This window comes from Stieleria neptunia, assembly GCF_007754155.1.
In the GTDB taxonomy this organism is placed as follows: Bacteria; Planctomycetota; Planctomycetia; order Pirellulales; family Pirellulaceae; genus Stieleria; species Stieleria neptunia.
This window is the reverse complement of record NZ_CP037423.1, coordinates 10,930,865-10,950,636: the sequence shown is the minus strand read 5'-3', so window position 1 is coordinate 10,950,636 and position 19,772 is coordinate 10,930,865. Positions and strand designations below refer to the sequence as shown.

Annotated in this window: 13 protein-coding genes and 1 tRNA gene; 5 read left to right on the top strand and 9 right to left on the bottom strand. The window is 60.3% G+C overall.

The window, feature by feature from the left end; all coding sequences use genetic code 11:
- The first annotated feature begins 1 nt into the window (after position 1).
- The gene (locus Enr13x_RS37470; RefSeq protein WP_145392008.1) at positions 2-685 is read left to right on the top strand and encodes an HAD-IA family hydrolase; all 684 of its coding nucleotides are present in this window, start codon (positions 2-4) and stop codon (positions 683-685) included.
- Positions 686-1,124: 439 nt separating this feature from the next.
- On the opposite strand, the gene Enr13x_RS37465 is transcribed toward Enr13x_RS37470, so the two are convergent.
- Together Enr13x_RS37465 and ribA are read right to left on the bottom strand one after the other, a co-directional pair.
- Positions 1,125-1,985 (bottom strand): prephenate dehydrogenase, encoded by an 861-nt coding sequence (locus Enr13x_RS37465; protein ID WP_145392007.1) that lies wholly within the window; start codon positions 1,983-1,985, stop codon positions 1,125-1,127.
- Between the two features lies 1 nt (position 1,986).
- Positions 1,987-3,237, bottom strand: a complete 1,251-nt coding sequence (gene ribA / locus Enr13x_RS37460; RefSeq protein WP_145392006.1) for a GTP cyclohydrolase II — start codon at positions 3,235-3,237, stop codon at positions 1,987-1,989.
- 211 nt (positions 3,238-3,448) lie between these two features.
- Here ribA and Enr13x_RS37455 point away from each other — a divergent pair, with 211 nt between their 5' ends.
- Positions 3,449-4,450, top strand: coding sequence for an alpha/beta hydrolase (locus Enr13x_RS37455; RefSeq protein ID WP_197455664.1), 1,002 nt, complete (start codon positions 3,449-3,451; stop codon positions 4,448-4,450).
- A 194-nt stretch (positions 4,451-4,644) separates the two neighbouring features.
- Here the strand turns inward: Enr13x_RS37455 and Enr13x_RS37450 are convergent, their stop codons facing one another.
- Together Enr13x_RS37450 and Enr13x_RS37445 are read right to left on the bottom strand one after the other, a co-directional pair.
- Positions 4,645-5,844, bottom strand: coding sequence for a trans-sulfuration enzyme family protein (locus tag Enr13x_RS37450; protein WP_145392004.1), 1,200 nt, complete (start codon positions 5,842-5,844; stop codon positions 4,645-4,647).
- Complete coding sequence (locus Enr13x_RS37445; RefSeq protein ID WP_145392003.1) at positions 5,841-7,022, bottom strand: trans-sulfuration enzyme family protein; 1,182 nt, start codon at positions 7,020-7,022, stop codon at positions 5,841-5,843. Before Enr13x_RS37445 ends, Enr13x_RS37450 begins: the two co-directional genes overlap by 4 nt.
- A gap of 383 nt (positions 7,023-7,405) precedes the next feature.
- Between Enr13x_RS37445 and Enr13x_RS37440 the strand changes: the two genes are divergently transcribed.
- Positions 7,406-8,812 (top strand): hypothetical protein, encoded by a 1,407-nt coding sequence (locus Enr13x_RS37440; protein ID WP_145392002.1) that lies wholly within the window; start codon positions 7,406-7,408, stop codon positions 8,810-8,812.
- A gap of 859 nt (positions 8,813-9,671) precedes the next feature.
- Positions 9,672-11,210, top strand: a complete 1,539-nt coding sequence (locus Enr13x_RS37435) for a HEAT repeat domain-containing protein (RefSeq protein WP_145392001.1) — start codon at positions 9,672-9,674, stop codon at positions 11,208-11,210.
- An 89-nt stretch (positions 11,211-11,299) separates the two neighbouring features.
- Here Enr13x_RS37435 and Enr13x_RS37430 read toward each other — a convergent pair.
- From Enr13x_RS37430 to Enr13x_RS37410, 5 genes are all read right to left on the bottom strand, one after another.
- Positions 11,300-11,373: transfer RNA gene (locus Enr13x_RS37430), tRNA-Ile, on the bottom strand.
- A gap of 388 nt (positions 11,374-11,761) precedes the next feature.
- Positions 11,762-12,871, bottom strand: a complete 1,110-nt coding sequence (locus Enr13x_RS37425) for a YcxB family protein (protein WP_145392000.1) — start codon at positions 12,869-12,871, stop codon at positions 11,762-11,764.
- A gap of 148 nt (positions 12,872-13,019) precedes the next feature.
- On the bottom strand, positions 13,020-13,292 hold the full coding sequence (locus Enr13x_RS37420; RefSeq protein ID WP_145391999.1) for a hypothetical protein: 273 nt from the start codon (positions 13,290-13,292) through the stop codon (positions 13,020-13,022).
- 1,575 nt (positions 13,293-14,867) lie between these two features.
- On the bottom strand, positions 14,868-16,247 hold the full coding sequence (locus Enr13x_RS37415; protein WP_197455663.1) for a DUF1552 domain-containing protein: 1,380 nt from the start codon (positions 16,245-16,247) through the stop codon (positions 14,868-14,870).
- Between the two features lie 4 nt (positions 16,248-16,251).
- Positions 16,252-18,195 (bottom strand): DUF1592 domain-containing protein, encoded by a 1,944-nt coding sequence (locus tag Enr13x_RS37410; RefSeq protein WP_197455662.1) that lies wholly within the window; start codon positions 18,193-18,195, stop codon positions 16,252-16,254.
- Positions 18,196-18,631: 436 nt separating this feature from the next.
- Between Enr13x_RS37410 and Enr13x_RS37405 the strand changes: the two genes are divergently transcribed.
- Entirely contained in the window at positions 18,632-19,759 is a 1,128-nt protein-coding gene (locus Enr13x_RS37405; RefSeq protein ID WP_145391997.1) for a patatin-like phospholipase family protein, read from the top strand.
- The last annotated feature ends 13 nt before the right edge of the window (positions 19,760-19,772 follow it).

Below are 19,772 nucleotides of genomic sequence, written 5' to 3'. Positions count from 1 at the left end.
GATGACTGCTTACGACTGGATCCTTTTCGATTCCACCGGCACCCTGATGACCCCGGAACCCGAGCCGGCACGGGCGTATCACACCGCCGCCACCGCTCTGGGCGCCGCCACTGCTCTGGGCAGTGAACATGCGCTCGAAGAGGTGCGCCAGAATCTGAAAGCCGCCATGAAACGCCATTTTTTTGGCGACACCGTCGACCAACCGACCGACGAGACGGCCGAGCGACGGCGGTGGCAGCGGATCGTCACCGACACGCTTGGCAATCTGCCCGAGAGACATGCCAAACGCGTGTTCGATTCCCTCTGGAACCACTTCGCCTCGGCCGACACGTGGCGCTTGTACGAGGATGTCCTGGCCGTCCTCGAGCGTCTGAAATCCAAAGGCTACGCGATTGCGGTCGCCTCTAATTTCGACCTTCGCTTGCAGACCATCTTGGAAGGGATGGGAATCACGCATCATTTCGACGCCGTCTTGATCAGCAGCCAGCTCGGTTGGTCGAAACCCAGCACGCGGTTCTACGACGCAGCCGTCGGTCGCATCGGGATCACCGATCGGTCCAGGTTGCTGATGATCGGCGACACCAAACAAGGCGACGTGGACGCCGCCCGACAAGCCGGTCTGGATGCCCGGTTGCTGGTACGGGACCGCCCCGACGCGTTAGCGGAATTGACGAACGATTTGTAGGCCGTTGTCGATTGGCGCCCTGATGCATATCACGAAAGTGAAGTCGGCCTCCCGCGCAGAGGCCGTGCGGTTTTGAAGTCACCCTCCTGGCAGGAGGGTCGAGCGAAGCGAGGGGAGGTCGATCTTGAGGTTTAAGCGGCAGGGCGCGAGCCCTCCGGTTGCGCTTCAAAAACACCGGAGAGGCTCTCGCCCAATGCCATCTACTTTGGCTCGAAAGGTGTTAGCGGAACGGTGCAAGCGGGCTGTTGATTTAGTCGGGTTCTGCTGAGTTAATGGTGAGCCGCCGGCCGTAAGGCCTCGGGCAACGTCGCAGTGCCCGGCCGCTTACGCGTCGCGGCTCACAAATCCGACAGCCCGCGAGCCCTCCGGTGGCAGCTTGAAAACACCTTCAAACACCGGAGGGCTCGCGCCCTGCCGCTAACAAATGCTTACCACGCGCTCACTCCGTCGCTTCCTTGCGTGCCTTGGCCTCGTCCAGCCAAGACTTCAGCGCCGCCGTGTCGCCGCCGGCCAACAATGCTCGCAGCGATCCCAGCGCCTCGGAAAAGTGATCCAGTTGGTTCAGGATGGCTTCGCGATTGTGCACGCAGATGGCCGTCCACATCGTCGGGTCACCGGCCGCCACACGCGTCATGTCTCTCCATCCGCTGCCGACCAGCGGCAAGCACGCGTCGTCGACCAGGCTGGCCAATAGTGATGAAACCAGATGCGGAACATGACTGACCGCCGCCAATCGTTGGTCGTGTTGTTCGGGGGACATCGAGAGGATTTCGCCACCGGTCTGCAACCAAAACGCGGCAGCCCGATCCACCGCTGCGGCCGGCGTCTGATCGGCGGGCGTCATGATCACCAGCTTGCCTTCGAGTAACGTCGCAGTGGCGTTTTCGACGCCGGTCTTTTCCGAGCCCGCGATCGGATGGGCGGCCACAAATTTTCGGGCCAGCGACGGTGACTGCGCCGCGATCTCGGCAACGATCTGGGCCTTCGTGCTGCCGACGTCGGTGATCAACGCGTCGTCATCCAACACGTGATCGGCGGCAACGGCCAGTTCGACGATCTTGTCGACCGGCGACGCAACGACAACGACATCACTGCCGCGACATGCCGTCGCGATCTCCGTGAACCCCTCGTCGACCGCACCGGCCTCGATCGCCGCGCGACAACTGGATTCGCGTCGACTGTAGCCGACCACGTGAATCCCACGCCGCCGCAACGCCATGCCGACGCTGCCGCCGAGCAGCCCGACGCCGAGGATCGAAACGCGACGGAGCCACGCCGGTTTTTCAGGAAGCGTTTGCATCTCAGCCCAAATCCGGCAATTGATGGCCCATCTTGGATCGTTTCGTTTCCAGGTAATTCTTGTTGTGCTTGTTCACCGGCGTCACGATCGGCACTTGATCGACCAGTTTCAAATCGTAGCCGCGCAGATTGAACGCTTGCTGTTTCTTGGGGTTGTTGGTCAACAACCGAACTTCGCTGATGCCCAGGTCCTTCAAGATCTGCAATCCGACCCCGTAGTCACGCATATCGGCTTTGAACCCCAACGCGTGATTCGCTTCGACGGTGTCCATCCCTTGGTCTTGGAGCGCGTAGGCGCGGATTTTTTGGGCCAGCCCGATCCCACGGCCTTCTTGCGGCAGATAAACGAGTGCGCCGCGACCTTCGGCGGCAATCATTTCAAGGGCCATGTGTAATTGGTCGCCACAATCACAGCGCAGCGATGCGATCAGATCACCGGTGAAGCAACTGCTATGCATTCGAACCAGCGGCGGCGTTTGACCTTCGGCCTGCTGGGACAGATCCCCCAGCGTCAGCGCGATCGGTTCTTGGTCTTCGAAGTCGACCGAATAGACGATGATCTGAAACTCGCCGTACTTGGTCGGCAGCACCGCCTCGGCGGCGCGGTTGACCAGTTTTTCGCTGACGCGGCGATGGGCGATCAGTTGCTCGATGCTGATGATCTTGAGCGAGTTGGCTTTGGCGATCGCAATCAATTCATCACGTGTGGCGCGATCACCGGATTGGTTCAGGATTTCGCACAGCACCCCGGCGGGCTGCAATCCGGCCATCCGCGCCAGATCAACCGCCGCTTCGGTGTGCCCGGCGCGACGCAACACGCCTCCCTTTTTTGCGATCAACGGATACACATGCCCGGGGCGAACGAAGTCCTCGACCTTGCAATCCGGGGACGCGATCCGCAGAATCGTCTCGCTGCGTTCGGCGGCCGTGATCCCGGTCCGCGCGGTGGCGATGTCGATCGGGGTGACAAAGGCCGTGCGGAGCGGGGCGTTGTTGTCCGAAACGACCGGAGACAATTCCAATCGCTTGCCGACTTCGGGCAAGATCGAAACGCACAATTGGCCGCGACCGCCGAGCATGAAATTGATCGTCTCGGGTGTCGCCTTTTCGGCCGCACAAATGAAGTCGCCTTCATTTTCGCGATCTTCCGCATCGACGACGATCACGACTTCGCCTCGACGCACTGCCTCGACTGCCGCAGGGATGGAATCCAGGGAAAGGTCTTCGCCGGAAAGCGAATCGTTGAAGGGCATCGTGTGGCTTTTGGAGTTCGGTGGGACGGGTGGAGAAGCATGGGCCACCACCCCCTCGGGGAAATCGTGCGGGTTTCATCTTCACCCTCCGTTTCCAGGAGGGTCGAGCGCCGACGAGGGGAGGTTCCTGCGGTGGTCGCCCCGCTATTATACGCGGGAAGGCCAATTGCCCAATGTGCGGAACCCCACGATGAGACGACAGCGGATCGGAATGAGATCAATTTACGTTCTGGCAGGCGTTTGCTGTGTTTTTGCGGGCATTTGCGGCAGCCCGCTGCCGGCCTCTGGCGATGAACCGGCGAGCCGGCGATCGTTGTCGGTCGCTGCCGATGCGGCCCCGGAGCCTCCGGACGAGTCTGCGTTTGATGTCAAAAAGATCGCCAATCTGCGTTTTTGCGGCGAGGACGGTGACGAGGTGGGCAGCGCGGGCCGCTGTGACGTCTATCTGCCGCAAGCCAAAACGCCCTCCGAGACGGCATCGCAGCCGGCGGGCGATCGGCGCTGGCCGGTGGTGCTGGTCGTCCACGGGGGCGGCTGGGCGACCGGCGATAAATGGACGATGGAGCGTCATGCCCGGGATTTGGCGGGAAACGGTTTTGCCGCCGTCGCGATCAATTACCGGCACGCGCCGAGTTCAAAATTTCCCGATCAAGTCGACGATGTGCGGTCCGCACTGGTCTGGATCACCGAAAACGCCCCGACCTACGCTTGGGACACCGAACGTGTCGGTCTGTATGGCTATTCCGCCGGCGGCCACCTGGTTTCGCTGGTCGCCACGCTCGCCGATGAACCCTGGCAATCGGTTCGCCAGACCACGTCGTGGCCGCAGCAGGACGAACGTTGGAAAAAGTTGCCGTCGATCGGCGCCGTCTGCATCGGCGGCCCGCCGACCGACTTTCGAGACCTGCCGCCGGATAACACCTCGCTCGCATTTTTCTTAGGCGGTTCGCGACGCGAGCTGCCGAACGTGTACGCCGCCGCGTCGCCGATCTGTTTTACGTCGCCGAAAGACCCGCCGTTTCAAATCATCCACGGCGAAGCGGATTGGATCGTCCCGATCAACAACGCCAAAAATTTTCACCGAGCACTCGTCGATGCCGACGTCGAATCCTCGCTGCAAACCCTGCCCGGCAACGGCCATCTGTTCGCCTTCCTCAGCCCCAAGCTGACCGATTGGATGCTCGATTTTTTCAAGCAGCAATTGTCGAAGTAATGCATGCTGTGCATGCCGGTGTGGCTCCTGCCACACGCGGTCCGCGGCCGGGAGGCGGGAGCCTCCGAAGCAATGTGTCCCCAGGCGGAGCCTGGGAACAAGTGGAAGTGGGGTAAGCATCCTGCTTGCCACCCCCGCCGGCTCCGCCGGCGACCGTGTGAGGCGGAGCCCGGGAACGAGGAAAGGCCGGTCGCTTACGCGTCCCGCTGGGAGGCCGCGTCGATCGCGCGGGCGAGATCCTGGCGCAGGTCTTCAAACGATTCCAAGCCCACCGACAAACGGATCAGTCCGTCGGTGATGCCGAATCGGGCGCGATCGGCGGCGTCGTAGCTGGCGTGGGACATCGTCGCCGGTTGCTCGATCAACGATTCCACCGCACCCAGACTGACCGCCAAGTGAAACAGCTCGGTCGACTCGCAAACCGCCGCGGTTTCTTCAATGCCCGCATCCAACTCGAACGTCACCATCGCGCCGAATCCGCCGAGGAGTGTCTCGGCCGCCAATCCGTGTTGCGGGTGACTTTCCAAGCCCGGATACAGCACCAGGCGAACCTTCGGATGTTGCTCCAGCCACTGTGCTAACGCAAGCGCCGTTCTGGACTGTTCCCGAATCCGCAGATCCAACGTCTTCAGCCCGCGGCTGACCAGGAAACAGCTCAGCGGATCCAGCACCGCGCCGGTCGCGTTTTGAATGAAGTAGAGCCGATCCAACAGCTCTTGATCGGCCACCGCCAGCGTCCCGCCCAAACAGTCGCTGTGACCGCCCAGGTACTTGGTGGCCGAGTGCATGACGATGTCGATGCCGTGTTCCAGTGGTCGCACCAGCGCCGGCGTTCCGAAGGTGTTGTCGACGCCGATGATCACACCGCGCTGTTTCGCGATTGCCGCCAACGCCGGCAGGTCGGGGATCGTCAGCCGCGGGTTGCCGATCGTTTCCGCCCAAATCAATTTGGTCCGATCGTTCACCGCCGCCGCGACGGCGTCGGCGTCGGTCATGTCGACCAGCGTGACATCGATCCCGCTGCGGTTGCAGATCTTGTGCAGCAATCGGTACGCACCGCCGTACAGGTCACAGCCGGCGACGACGTGGTCGCCGGTTTCCAGCAACATCGTGACGCAGTGAATCGCAGCCATGCCACTGGAAAACGCCAACGCACCGACGCCCGATTCCAGCGACGCCAGTGTGCTTTGCAAATTGCTCCGCGTCGGGTTGCCGCTTCGCGAGTAATCGAACTGGCCCCACTCGCCCGCGCCGGGCTGGCGAAACGTGCTGGCCAAATGGATCGGCGGGACGACGGCACCGGTGGCCGGATCGATCTCATTGCCGACGTGAATCGCGCGGGTGCGAAAGGAGGTTTCGCCCGCCGACTTCTGGTGTCCGTCCTGATCGCTCATACCGACAGAGCCTGCTCCAGGTCGGCGATCAAGTCATCACCGTTTTCGATCCCGCAAGACATGCGGATCATGTTGTCATCGATCCCGAATCGCACGCGGTCTTCGGGCGTGCAATGAAAATAGCTCATCACCAACGGTTGTTCGATCAGCGATTCCACGCCGCCCAGACTCGGGGCGATCCGCGGGATCCGAGCCGCATCGACGATGTTGGCCGTCTGTTTCCAATCGGCGTCGCGAATCGTGAACGTGATCAACCCGCCAAAGCCACGCATCTGTGCCGCAGCGATCGCGTGCGTCGGATGGCTTTTCAGTCCCGGGTAATAAACACGCTCGACGCGCGGGTGCGATTCCAGGAACTCGGCGATGCGGAGCCCGTTTTCGTTTTGACGCCGCATCCGCAATTCAAACGTCTTCAACCCGCGTTCGAGCAGGTACAGATTGTGGGGCGAACTGATGTTGCCCAAGATGCCGCGCATGCTGCGAACGGCTTCCAATTGCTCGCTGCGTCCGCACAGCACGCCGGCCAGCAGATCGTTGTGCCCGCCCAGGTACTTGGTTGCCGAGTGCAATACGTAATCGACACCGTACTCGGTGGGATTCAAGTTGTAGGGCGTCGCCAGCGTCGCATCGATCAACGTTTCGACTTCGTTGGCTTTCCCGACGGCGGCAAATTTTTCCAGGTCGATGACCGACAGGTGTGGATTGGTCGGCGATTCGCTGACCAGCATTTTGGTGTTGCGGTTGATCGCCGCTTCCATCGCGTCGTAGTCACCGGTCGTCACCTGACGGGTGACCACGCCGAATCGCGACAGATGCTTGGCACAGAATTCGCGACTGCGGTGATAACACTGGTCGAAGAAAACAATTTCGTCGCCGGCGGACAGTTTGGTCATCAGCAACCCGACGATCGCCGACATGCCGCTGCCATAGACGATCGCTTCCTCGCACTTTTCCAGCGCGGCAATCTTGGCTTCGACGCTGCGTTCGTTGGGATTCCCGTAACGCCCGTATTCCTCACGCTGGTCTTCGCCGTTGACGAACCGAAGCAGATCATCGGTCGATTCAAACGTAAACGTGGCGGCGGTGTAGATCGGCGTCGCGATGCTGCCAGAATCTTTCTGGCGTTGTTCGCCCGCGTGAACGCATTGCGTCGACAGTCCGGCACGTCGTGTGGGCATCGTTCCCGGTTCCACCCTGGAATTCGCGGCGGGATCGTTCGCCGAAAGAGAAGCGTTGGCTTGGTCAGAAGGCGTGGTCGACGAAGGTGACGTGGCGTCACCGTTGGTGTGCTTTGTTTGCATGGCTCTTTAGCAGTAAGGCTGCAAGTGGCCGTAAATCCCATGAATTACGATTCGGTCGAAACATTCGACCGAAATGTCACTCCCCACAGACTAGCTGCACGGGATAGAATCGACAAGCGAAAACGTGTTGACGCGACGGCAGCTCGCCTCCTTGGGACCCATTTAGCGGCATGATCGGTTCATTTTCTCAGCCCTGGCCAAATCGCCACCGCAGCCCGGTGTACGGCTTCTTGGCGCCCAGAACGTTGGCGTTCAGAACGTTGGCGCACAGAACGCCGGCGTACCGAACACTGGTGTGGTGGGCGATGGTTGCCGCAGCTCACCAGTGGGGGGGCGGCGGTCTGGGAACCGGCGCGATCGGCCAGGAACCGGTTCCCCCGGCGGAAATCCGCAGCACCGCCGAGACGCCCGTCGCCGGCGATCCGGTCGGTGACGACTTGGCCGAACGCGTCGGCCGACTCGTCGATGGGCTCCGCAGCGACCAATTCGCCGTCCGCGAACTCGCCTCCGAACAACTGTTTCGCCTCGGCCCGGCCTGCTTGCCGATCCTCCGCGTGACCCGCCGCCAAAGCAACGACACCGAACAATCCGACCGCTTGGACCGGATCATCGATTCGCTAGCCAAACAGAGCCTGGAATCCCGCATCCGCTCGTTCCTGCAAGGCGGACCGTCGGAACTGGAGAATTGGCCCGAGCTGGAAAAGTGGTTCGGTGATTCCCCGCGCATCCGCGAGCTGTTTGTCGACCTGTATCGCGAACACCCCTACCTGGTCGATGCGCTCGGCGGCACCCCGCAACAATTGTCGATGGGACTCTCACGCGTCCGCCGGCGACTGATCGAACGCGGCGTCGGCCCCCGCGAAACCCCTCAGCGCGTCGACTTGATCGCGCTGCTGCTGCCGCTGACGGACCCCGATTTCACGGGCGGCGCACAATACGATCTGATCGTCGCGTCGTTGTTACAACTCTACCCCGCCAACGACTTCCGAAAGGATGCCATCTTCGGCGAACCCTTCATGCGAATGGTCGCCAAATGGATGTCACGCAGCGACATCAGTATCCGCGAACAGGTCCTCCGGCTGGCGCTGCAGTGGAAGATGGACATCGGTTTGACGCTGGCCTTGGAAACCCTGAAACAGAACCCGGACCCCATTTTGTTGTGCCGTTGCATGCAAACGATTTCGCGACAGGGGACCCGTGAGCATGCGGTCTTGCTGGCCGCCTACATCAACGACCCGACCGTCGTGTTCCAAAAACGCTACCTCGGCGTCCATGGCGGCGAAGTCCAGGTGGGCGATGTCGCGGCCGCCTCGATCGCACGGCTCAACTCCGTCCCGGTCACCGAGATCGGTTTCGCCGAACCCGCCGAACATCCGATTTTTGGAATCATCTACGAAGAGCTCGTGGTGCCGATGAAGCGGCCGGCGAAGTCCACCGACAGTGACGAGGAGACGGACCAAGGCGATGACGAAGACGGGGAGTCGGCGGACGACGAAACCCTGGACGAAAACGACCTGACACCGCTGCAGCCGGGCAACCTGACGCCCAGGGAGATCGCTCGTTTGATCGATCACGCCAAGCGACGGGAAGCCGCCCGAGTCGAAATCCGCCTCAAGGCGCTGGAGCTCGTCCCGGCCGCTCCGGCGGAAACGCCCCAAAAGAGCTGACGGCTGGGCCGATAACTGGGCCGGCGACGCTGCCGCTCTCCGATGGCGGAGGTTGTGCAGTTTTCTCAAAAGTCACCCTCCTGGAGGACGTCGATTCTGATTTGGCGACCGACTTCGTTTCTCTCCCTCTGGGGGTTCTTCCGCGAATTTAGTGGCTGCTCTCGGATGCTCGGGGAAGGTTTTTTGAGGGATGACTGCGATGTCCGATGGTTCTGTTCGGTCTGATGGCGAAGCCAGCTGTAGCGGAGACGGGCTCTGCGGAGGAGCAACCCGCCTAGGAATCACCTGGTCTGCGATGCGGCGAAGGTGCTTCGTGCCCTCCACCGGCCCGCGTCGCCGGAGGGGCGTTTGAACCGAGCGGTTGTCGTCCAACACCCATTCGGACATCGCAGCAATGCCTCAAAAAACCTGGGTCCTGAGTGATTAGCCATTAAAATCCACGAAGAACCCCCTCTGGGAAAGACGGCGTTTGCGCAGCAAGCAAACGCCAGAGAGGGCCGGCGGCTCGCGAAAGTTTTGACGGGTTGACGTTTTTGTGAGCCGCGCGCCGCGTCAGCGGCCGGGCACTGCGACGCTGCCCGAGGCCTTACGGCCAGCGGCTCACCATTGACTCAGCAGATCCCGACTAAATCGGCAGCCCGTTGACGACTTCCGCTACGATCAACTCCGACACTTCTACAATCGACGTCCCGTAGAAGGGTCGAGCGAATCGAGGGGAGGTCGAACGGTGAACCGCGGCGTCCACTCAACGACGTAGAAACTGCACCAGCTCGGCGGGGGCAGCACCTTGATGGACCGCTGCCTTGCCGTTATCACTCCGAAGCTGGAAGCTTCCGCCACTTTCCCGGACCTTTTTGTCGTGTCGATCCAGCAGACCATCACTTCGCTCCTCGGCCGCGACACCGACCCGGTCGCCGCCGGTTACCAGCTCCGCGAACTGGCCACCGGCGATGCCGCCTCCGCCGTCGCCATCCTGTCCCATCTCGCCGGCGCCCCGGACCGCCTGGCCGAATCGGACCCCGCCATCATCGGCGCCTTGTTGCGGGTCGTGCACACGCTGCTCGTGCAAGATCGATCCGAGGCGTCGCTGGAGATCATCGGCTCGCTGACGCCGGAGGTGATGGAGCAAATCGATCGATCGTTGCCGCCGGAAACCTCCAATCGCCACCTGCTGTTGCACCTGTTGACGATGGCCCGCTCGCGGGAGTCGCTGCAGGTGTTCGTCGAGATCTTGAAACAGCGACCGCCGGGCGATTGGATGGACGCGGCGCAGATGCTCAGCCCGCTGATGCAACACCACGATTGGCCGGTCGACGCCGTGTTCCCCGCCGCACTGCAATGCCTTTCCGAACCCGCGCTCGCCGCCTCGCTGCTGGATCTGGCCAACTACCTGACCCGTCACGGTCGTGTCACCGAGCACCCCGCCGCGGGTATGGTCGACACGCTGACCGCGCTGCTGGGACAGGTCTCCAGCCGACTCGGGTTCTTTGAAGACAACCCGCGGGCCTTCGGTGACGACGTCCCGACGGTTCAGAAGCGATTGGCCGAAGCGGTGGCGTTGGCGGTCGCGCTGTGCGATTCGCTGGCGCTGATCGGCGACGAATCGGCGACCGGAAAACTGAACCAAACCGTCTTGCTGCGACACCGACGGGTGCAGTGCGAAGCCGCCGGGGCGCTGGCCAAGCTGGGCGATGAAGAAGGCCGCAAGCGATTGATCGAACTCGCCGCTGACCCCGCCGCACGACTGCGGGCGATCGCCTACGCCGACGAACTGGACTTCGGAAACGAGATCGACGACGGCTACCGCACGCCCGACGCGACGGCGGAGGCGGAGATGGCGCTGTGGCTCAGCCAACCGCATCAGATGGGCGTGCCGCCGACCCATGTCGAAGTCGCGGCGTCGCGGCGGTTGCTGTGGCCCAGCTTCGATGACCCGGTCGACGTGACGTTGGTCCGATTCGAATACAACATGGGCGAACGGGGCTACAGCAACATCGGCATGACCGGTCCGGCGGTCTTCACCATGGCCTGCGACCTGGCGGACATGCCGATCGACGACATCTTTGCGATCTATGCCGGCTGGCACGCCGACCACGAAGACATCTTCTCGGTCCAGGCCGAAGCGATGAACGACGCCCAGCGGCGGGCGATGGAGACGTTCCAACAGCACCTGCAACACCTCGGCTATGAGGAACTCAAACCCGTGTTGCTGGGGTTATTCCTGGACGAGCGGGCCGGCGTGTTCACCGCCACCCGCGAAGGCACCGCGTGCGTCGTCATCACCGACGGATTAGAAACGATCGACCAAGCCACCGCCGGACGCACCCGCCCGTTGGGCGCCGAAGACCTGTTCAACCTCTACAAGGGCCGCAAGATGCTGCGGACGTTCAACCCGTAGGGCGACGCCAAGCGAAGCGTTCTTGTTAGCGGCAGGGCGCGAGCCCTCCGGTCTTTCACCGCTAAACAATGCTTCCCAGCGTTGCCAAATAGGGGTGGCAGGACTCGAACCCGCGACCAAGGAATTATGAGTTCCCTGCTCTAACCGACTGAGCTACACCCCCGGTGTCGGCCGCCGATTCTAGCCCAAATCCGAGCCCGTTCGAAGCCGTCGAGCCCCTTAATGGGCGGGGAATCCCTGACCAACAAATTTTTTGACCAGCGTCTTCTCCTCAGCAAACCCCATCGGGGACAGAGCACGCGTGCGACCAGTGAAATGTGTTCCGGAAGCGTGGAGCGGACGAGACAACCCACCGATGGCAGCGCGAACCCACGGATCATCTTATCGGCGGTCGTTGGCAACGGCATTCCGGCTCTTCCCAATCATTCTGCGCCGGATGATTCTGCCATCCATCGATCGGCACCGCAAAACAGTCGCCAGTGCTAATGCGTTGAGAGCTGACACTGACAGAGATCCCCCGCGGGCCTTTTCTTGAGAACGGGTTTGAGCAACTACTCTCGCCGGGATGGAGACACAACGGGCACTTGCGGCACGAGGGATTGCACCAGTTCGCCAATCCTTTCCCAATCGTCGTCTAGAAAATCCTGGATCGGGATTTCGAACATCGAGTGATCATGGGAAACAACCGCGACGGTTGTTTCGCCGATCCGAAGCTGCTTCACATCGCTCCATTGAACCACTTTTTCATGATCCCCGTGGCAAACATGCAGGCCAGTCGGGTGCATCCAGCCCCATTGGAATTCCTGTGGTTCCGGAGTCCCCGGCAGGACCTCACGGCGTACGGCCAACGCTTTCTCTAAGGCGACCCAGCAGAGCGCTCCGGCTATCGAGGCGGCGATCATCATCTCGCTCAGAAGCAGGATGAACGCGAGCGAACCGGCGATGAACGCCATCGCCCCCGGCCAGTAGAAGCTGAATGCCCCAGAATTCATCGCTGGATTCGAATTCCGATTGGGAATTGGAATCTCAAATCGCAATGCGTCGCTTGGCGCTTTGCTCCAATCAAGAATGCAGCGAAAAACCGGCTCGCTCTCATCGACCGCGCGAAACCGATTGATCTGCTCTCGCGCCGACTGAAAGTCATAACCATCAATGCACCGTGCGGGGATACCGATCAAGCCGGTCCTTGGATAACCTAGGTCGAATCGAATGCCGTTGCGATTGACGGTCACGCCGGAAAAGCTCGACCAGGTGTATTGGACTTTGGTGACATGCTTGTTGAATAGAAACAGCCCATTCGAATTGATTTCACCGCTCAAACCTCCAACCAGATTTGGCTGCATTCGGACCAGCCGTCTCGCGATCCGTGAGCGCGTCGTCGCCCAGAATGCCGCACCGCAAATCATGGCCAACATAGAAACGAACGCGAGTGCGGCGGCGGTAAAACGAATCGAGTTTTGGGCGGAAAGTCCAGCGAAAGCGAGCACGGCGAGAAATGGGGCGATGACCAGCACGCACAAGCCAAGCAGAACGAGGTTGATCCACGACACCGAAAGAAGTCGTGCAATGTCGTCCTCGGTGACTTCGCCGCTAAACTCGTATTGATCGGATACGGCGGATTCGAAATCGGAAGACGGTGGTCGGTATGGATTTTCGAGCATTATCGCCGCCCAAACGCCTTCGCTGGCCCACAAAATCAAGGTTGAGTCGCGATTGTATCAGCTGAAAGGTCCGACAGGTTTGTCAGCGTCGGCAAGATCGCGAACGCTGATTTGCTTTGGGTTTCACCCGCCGAACATTGAACGGCGACTATCCGTTCTCCTGGCGTTCGTCTGCAAGTTCGGATCTGATGAACTCTTCGATCGGTTCATAGTATTCCTCGACCGACCGGATGTAGGTCTCCAGTCGCATTTGTGCAGGGCGTGCGGTGACGTAATTCGCCGGCTCGATCCAGACCCAGACGTTCAACCAGAGCAGCATCAAGACGCTCACTGCGATCAGCAATTGACCGACACTCTGTGCGAAATTGAAGCTCCAAACCAACCGGATTGCAAACCATCTGGAAGAGCATTCGACAGACACGGAATTCGACAGAGAGTTGGCGGCCCTCCGCCTTCAACCAGCGCAAGGGGGCACCCTGATCGTATGATTCAGGTTGTGCGGGCAATCGACTCGGCAACTGGTCGGCCAAGCCCGGGACCTTCGTTGCAATAAACCGCTACGCAACTAGTCTTCCGGATCTAGTATTCGACTTCGAAGTCAAACCAAGTAGGACACCATGGCGATTTGCGAACACTGTCACGCCGGAGTTGAGATTCCTGAAGGGAGAGCGTGGATCGACTGCGGATCGTGTGGTCGGGTGGCATTTGGATTCAGTGAGCGAGAGTATTCGGCGGAGCGACGGGTACGAGAGGCCAAGGGTCCAAAGAGTCTTGAGGGGCGTGCCTTGACTGCTGCGAAAGACCTTCGCAAATGGTTGAGAGCCACGACACCTCCGGGCTTCAGTTGGGTGCGGATGTGGGGGACGTGCAGCAGCGCTGTCGGCTTCAAGTTCGAAGATGATGGCAGTGTCTTGCTTTACAATCCCAACAACCCCAACCTCGGCCGTCCATCACTTACTCGTCGAGAAGTCACCATTGGTGCAACCGTGATGAGGCGACGCAAAGCTCGAGAGCTTCGTTTCACCGAAAGCGTGCTCGGGCAGCCTCAGGGATTAATTCAATTTAAGGACTACACCTTGGAGGGCTAATCAACTGAGCAACCCTCCCGGTTGTTGGCGACCGCCTTGGGACGTCGCGTCTTTTACTGCAGGATTTGGCAACCCATTTCGTTTCTCTCCCTCTGGGAGAGACGGCGTTTGCGCAGCAAGCAAACGCCAGAGAGGGCCGGCGTTGCAAATGACTTGGGACCTTGCGCTGCAATCAAATCCGTCACTGAGACAATGGACGTCCCCTGGCGAACCGAGCCGAGTGATCCTTGTTGCACAACGCATGAACGAGCGGGCATTCTGCGCCGCGCCGTCGCCGCCTGCCGGCAATCTGTCCATGCTGAACGCAACGCTCCAGGCAACCCTCTAACTTCCCGCGATGTCCCCGGCTATAGGTCAGCGAAACACGCGCAGCACGATACGTTGAGTTGGCCCCGGTGTCTTGCCCATCGTTCGTTGTCCAGTCGAGCAACAAAGACTGACAACTGAGGTCGCGGAGGTTGCATCGCCCGAAGCGAATTTGAAACGCAGCTAATTGGCGGAGGTCGTGAACTTCTCCGCAGGTTACACTCACCACCGAGATCCGCTTCCGGTGCCCGATTTCCACTCGGTGGCCGGCCTACCTCTATACTGGCTCCCTTCTCCCCCTTCGATGAAAGCGAGCACCACTCGCTCTCGCCGCGGGGGAGAAGGGAGCCAGAATGAAGGAGTGCGATCGCACCGAACAGAGAAAACGCGATTTCTTCGCGCAGTCGGTTACATCGACCGAAGTTGTGACGCGGCGGATCGAACTCGCTTCAGTGTCCGAGTAATTCAGGCACCGAAGCGTCGAAATGACCTTAACCAGCATGCTCCGGTGGCCGACTTCGGAGCGTCGTTTGAATCGCACACGCTGATGTTGGATTCATCGCCTCGCCCACAGCGAGTTCGTCTCAATTCTTTCCGCCGGCCTACGCTTTGATCGCTTCGATTTGCTTGGTGGCGATGCCGACGGGGCGGTCGATCGGAATACCGGCGCAGGAGAGCAGCGTGGTGAGCAAGTCGCCTTGATTGCCTTTCACGTCAGGCAGATAACGCCCCGTCTTTAACGAGCCGCCTCCGCCGCCCGCGACGATGAAGGGCAGGTTTTCCCGGCTGTGTTTGTCGCCGTCTTCCAGGCCTGAACCCCACATCATGATGCAATTGTCGAGCAGCGTTCCATCGGCTTCTTTTAGAGAATGCATCTTTTTCACCATGTGTGCGAACTGTTCGATGTTGAACGCGACAATCTTCGCGACCTTGTCCATCTTCGTCTTGTCGCCGCGGTGGTGCGTCTGCGAATGGTGCTGGTCGCTAAACCCGAGCTCTGGATAATTCGCGCCGTTGGGCCGCGAACCGACGTAAGTCGAGACGCGAGTCATGTCGGTTTGGAAGGCCAAGACGTTCAGGTCGCACATGACTTGCATGTACTCGCTGCGTTTGTCGCCGTCGGGAATCTTGATCTCGATGGGCGGTGAATCAGCGCCCCTGTGATCGCGACGCAGGCCGGCCTTTTCCATCGCGGCCTGCTTTTGCCGTTGCTCGATCGCAGCGATGCGACGCTCGACCGACCGGACACTATCCAGGTACTCGTCCAATTTGCGTTGGTCGGACGAAGGCAATTTGCGACGCAGATCTCGAGCGCCACCGAGGACCAGATCCAACATGTTGCGGTCCAGCGGGCTGGCCGCGCCGGAAACGGCAGCACTGCCTGAACCTTTCTGATTGAACAAGCGGGCGAGCACGTTTCGCGGGTTCGTTTCTGCGGGCACGACTTGGGTCGGCGAACGGTAGCTGCAGTGCGAGTAATAGCCTTCGTTCAGCCCCGCTTGATTCTCTTTCCAGTTTTGCGGCATGGTCGCCAGTTCCAGCGACGGCAATGGCGTCATCGCTCCGACGTAATTCGCTGCGATTTGATCTGCTGAAATCGCGATATTGATTTCGCTACGTTTCGCCGGATCCGGCAGTGTCGCGGTGAGCCACGTCGAAAGCTCCAGCGCGTGCGGTGCTCCGTTGAAAGGGGCCGTGGGCACGCCAGAGATTCCCTTCATCATCAAGCACTGGTCCAGCACTGGCTTGAGCGATTCGACCGCCGGAGGCGGTGAATCAAGAAAACTCTCCGCATCGGTCGGCCAGAATTCGTCCATGATCACGCCGTGCGGCATGTACATGAACCCCAGTCGGACGGGAGGCTTGTACGTTTGGGCAGCCTTGGCTTCTTGCCAACCCATGACATCGAGCAGCGGCAGTGCGAGCGCCGCGCCCAGACCGCGCAAGCAGGTTCTGCGATCAATCATTCCAGATCTGATCATCGTTCTATCTCTCATCTTCGATTCGGCGATGGGTGAAGGGATAACTTGTCACAACTTCGCTGATCAGCGTTTGCATTCGGTAGTCGTCGTCGGCGACGCGCTGAGTCATTTCGTCCACAACGATTTCGTCGTAGCCTTCGAGGGAGCGACACAGGGCATAGGCCAACATTTTTTCGGCCAGGTTCCGAGCGAAGTCGTCGAGCCGCCCGCTGACCATGGCTTTCAATTCCGCGGGCGTCGAAAACCGACTGCCGTCCGGCAGCACGCCGGAAGCGTCGATCGTGGCGCCGTTGTCGTCGGAGTCTCGCCAGCGTCCGATCGCATCGAAATTTTCGAGTCCGAATCCGATCGGATCGAGCAAACGATGGCAATTGGCACAGACAGGATCGCTCCGGTGCAATTCGGTAAGCTCTCGCATGGTCAAGCTCTCGGCCGCTGTCTCGTCCTGCTCTTTCAAGGCAGGCACATCCGGTGGAGCGGGCGGAACGTGCTCACCAAGAACTTGTTCCAGCACCCAGACGCCGCGATTGACCGGACTGGTTCGGTTGGGAAATGACGTCGCCGCAAGCACGGCCGGCATGGCTAGGATTCCGCCGCGGTTTTGATTCGTCAGAGTGATTTTCTGCATCTCTTGGCCGGTGATGTCGTCCATCGAATACACTTCAGCCAATGGCTGGTTCACGAAGGTGAAGTCGCAATCAATGAAGGCCGCCACGCTTAAGTTTCCCCGCGTGACATCCTCGAACAGCAAGCGTGCTTCGTCGTACATCGCACTGCGCAGGGCCTCGTTCATCTGCGGGAACTTGTCCTGATCAAACGTGCGGTCGCGCCAATCATCCAAGCCCAACCATTGGGCACCGAAACCATCGAACAGCGCGCGTGATTTTGGCGATGCGAGCAGACGGGTGACCTGTCCCCGCAAGACACCATGCTCTTGCAACTTGCCCTCCGAAGCCAAACGCATCAGTTCGGCGTCCGGCATTGTTGCCCAAAGGAAATACGACAGTCGCGATGCGAGTTGGTAGTCGTCCACCCGCACGATTTTGGCGTCACGGTCAGGTTGCTCAGCCGGGGTGATAAACAGGAATTGCGGCGATACCAAAGTTGCTTTGACCATCAAGCGGAGAGCGTCTTCAACGCCTAACTTGTTCGTCCGCCCCAGCTCATACACACTGTTCAACGTGGCAATCTCCTGCTCGGACGCGGGACGTCGATACATGGTCCGTGCCAGCGATTCAGCGATCTTGGCTGTCGCGAGAGCCTTGCGGTTGCTGGGGTCAATCTTCTGGCCGATCAACCGATAAAGCACCTCGCTGGAAGGCATTTCACCGACGGGCCAAACCTGATCCAGCACTTTGTCGGCGATCGCTAGGTACTGTTCCAGTTGCAGCGGCGAAAGCGAATTCAAGTAGCCTTCACCGCTCACCTCGTCAGGCAACGCCGCCGCGATCTCGGGATCCACCCCAAACAAGTCTTGCAGCGTGTTGCCATATTCTGACTTGGTCAGCCGTCGAATGATAAACGGGCCTGGGTCTTTGGGGCTCAAGAATTTGATCTTCTTTTGCCACTGGACGAACATTTGCCGCTGTTCGTCAGAGGGTTGGTCCAATCCTTCCGGCGGCATGTCATGCGCTTTCACACGCGCCGCCGCTCGTTTCCATTGCTCGGTGAACGCAGGGTGAGCCGGAGTGTTTAAGGCTGGGGAAAAGTTTACCCCCGCTTCGGTAGGCCGACTGTTCTGGTGGCAATCGATGCAGTAAGTCTTGATAAAGCGCGTGACATCTTTTCGAAACAGCTTTTCAACTTCAGCCTTCCGAGACGCATGTTCGTCATCGAGCGTGTCTTGCGCAGGCGTGCTGTTTGTTGGGCAGGCTGAAAGCAGCACCGCCAGGAAACCCTGCAACCAGAAAGCTGCAAAGCGGGATTGGTTGTAATCGGTCGTCATCATGGCTTGGGCAGGGGGGAGAGCCGTGGAGGGACGTTCATGATACACGGTCGGCGATTGCTCCGGGGGAAATCGAGAAGGATTTCAAAGCCAGTGATCCGGTCACGCCAGCCCCGCCCGATCGGTCTCTTGGATCACATCCCATGCCAGACCGGGTGGGGTCCGGGGAAGTTCCCGGACATCGAACCGATTCGAAAATCTTTTTAATAAAATGTGCGTCCCCTTACTGTCGTGCCCTAGGAAAGGATCTTTGGACGACGTCCTTTTACGCAACGCCGCACAGAGTCGCGCGGGCGACGGCCCGGAAGGGCCATCGTACATTGATCTGGCTCCGCCGAATGCTGCGACACTAGGATTGCGGCGACGTCTGGCTTGCGAATTCAAACCTGCGTTTGCGAGCCCTTTGCCCCTGAGTTTCACGCCATCTCCGCATCGTTTCATGAAGATCTCCCTGGCATTTTCCGGCGGTGGCGTCCGTGCGACGGTGTTTCACCTCGGTGTCCTGGCTCGACTGGCGCGACAGGATTTGCTGGGCAACGTGGAAATCGTCTCCAGCGTTTCCGGGGGCAGTTTGGCTGCCGGGCTGGTGATCGCATCGGCCGGCTACCGTTGGCCGACCAGCGAAGAATACCTGCATGAGGTCGTGCCGCGATGCCTTGCGCTGCTGACGACGCAAAACGTGCAACGGATGTACGTCCTGAACTCGCTGCTGTTTCCGTGGCGACTGGCGACCGGTCGAGCGTCGGTGCTGGGCGACGCGTTGGAAAGCAAATGGGGCATCAAGGGATCGCTTGCCGATTTGCCCGTCTCGCCACGCTGGCTCATCAATGCGACCTGCTATCAGACCGGCAAGAACTGGCGTTTCCAACGTGACTTGATGGGCGACTATCAAACCAAGTACGTCACGGATCCCGATTTCCGTCTTTCGCACGCGCTGGCCGCTTCGGCCGCCGTCCCCGGCTTGATCGGCCCGCTGCGTCTGCCATCGCGTCGACACCGGTGGAGCGAGTTTCGTGATGGCGATTGGCACAGAATCTCGCCAAAGTACCAACACCTCCACCTTTGGGACGGCGGCGTGTACGACAACTTGGGCGTCGAGTCGCTGTTCAAACCCGGCGAAGGCCTGTGCGAGGGCACCGATTTCCTGATCGTGTGCGACGCTTCTCGCCCACTTGCAAGTGAGACTCGACAATCACGCTGGCGGCCCGGCTACTTGAAGGCATCGATGCGGCTGGTCGACATCGCGACCGACCAGGTTCGCAGTCTGCGGACCAGAATGTTGATGGAGTACTTTATCCAGAACCCGGGAAAGGGCACCTATCTGCGTCTGGGGTTGGCGACGAAGAAGGTGTACGCACGCCATCCCGGCGCAGGCAAACCCGCCTTGACGGACGACGAAGTCAGCCGGGTCGCGCAGATCGAAACCACACTCCGTCGGCTCACCCACAGCGAGTTCAGCCTGCTGTTCCGCCACGGCTATGAAGTCGCCGATGCAACGCTGTCCACCTACGGCAGCGAAGCCCTCGGCCGAGTCCCCAGCAATCAGGTGCTCTTCAGAGCCGCGTGAACTTCGCACTGCC

Coding starts and splice junctions, on each gene's coding strand:
- Enr13x_RS37470 (WP_145392008.1), top strand. CDS start 2: ATGACTGCTTACGACTGGATCCTTTTCGATTCCACCGGCACCCTGATG.
- Enr13x_RS37465 (WP_145392007.1), bottom strand. CDS start 1,985: ATGCAAACGCTTCCTGAAAAACCGGCGTGGCTCCGTCGCGTTTCGATC.
- ribA (WP_145392006.1), bottom strand. CDS start 3,237: ATGCCCTTCAACGATTCGCTTTCCGGCGAAGACCTTTCCCTGGATTCC.
- Enr13x_RS37455 (WP_197455664.1), top strand. CDS start 3,449: ATGAGATCAATTTACGTTCTGGCAGGCGTTTGCTGTGTTTTTGCGGGC.
- Enr13x_RS37450 (WP_145392004.1), bottom strand. CDS start 5,844: ATGAGCGATCAGGACGGACACCAGAAGTCGGCGGGCGAAACCTCCTTT.
- Enr13x_RS37445 (WP_145392003.1), bottom strand. CDS start 7,022: ATGCCCACACGACGTGCCGGACTGTCGACGCAATGCGTTCACGCGGGC.
- Enr13x_RS37425 (WP_145392000.1), bottom strand. CDS start 12,871: ATGCTCGAAAATCCATACCGACCACCGTCTTCCGATTTCGAATCCGCC.
- Enr13x_RS37415 (WP_197455663.1), bottom strand. CDS start 16,247: ATGATCAGATCTGGAATGATTGATCGCAGAACCTGCTTGCGCGGTCTG.
- Enr13x_RS37410 (WP_197455662.1), bottom strand. CDS start 18,195: ATGATGACGACCGATTACAACCAATCCCGCTTTGCAGCTTTCTGGTTG.
- Enr13x_RS37405 (WP_145391997.1), top strand. CDS start 18,632: ATGAAGATCTCCCTGGCATTTTCCGGCGGTGGCGTCCGTGCGACGGTG.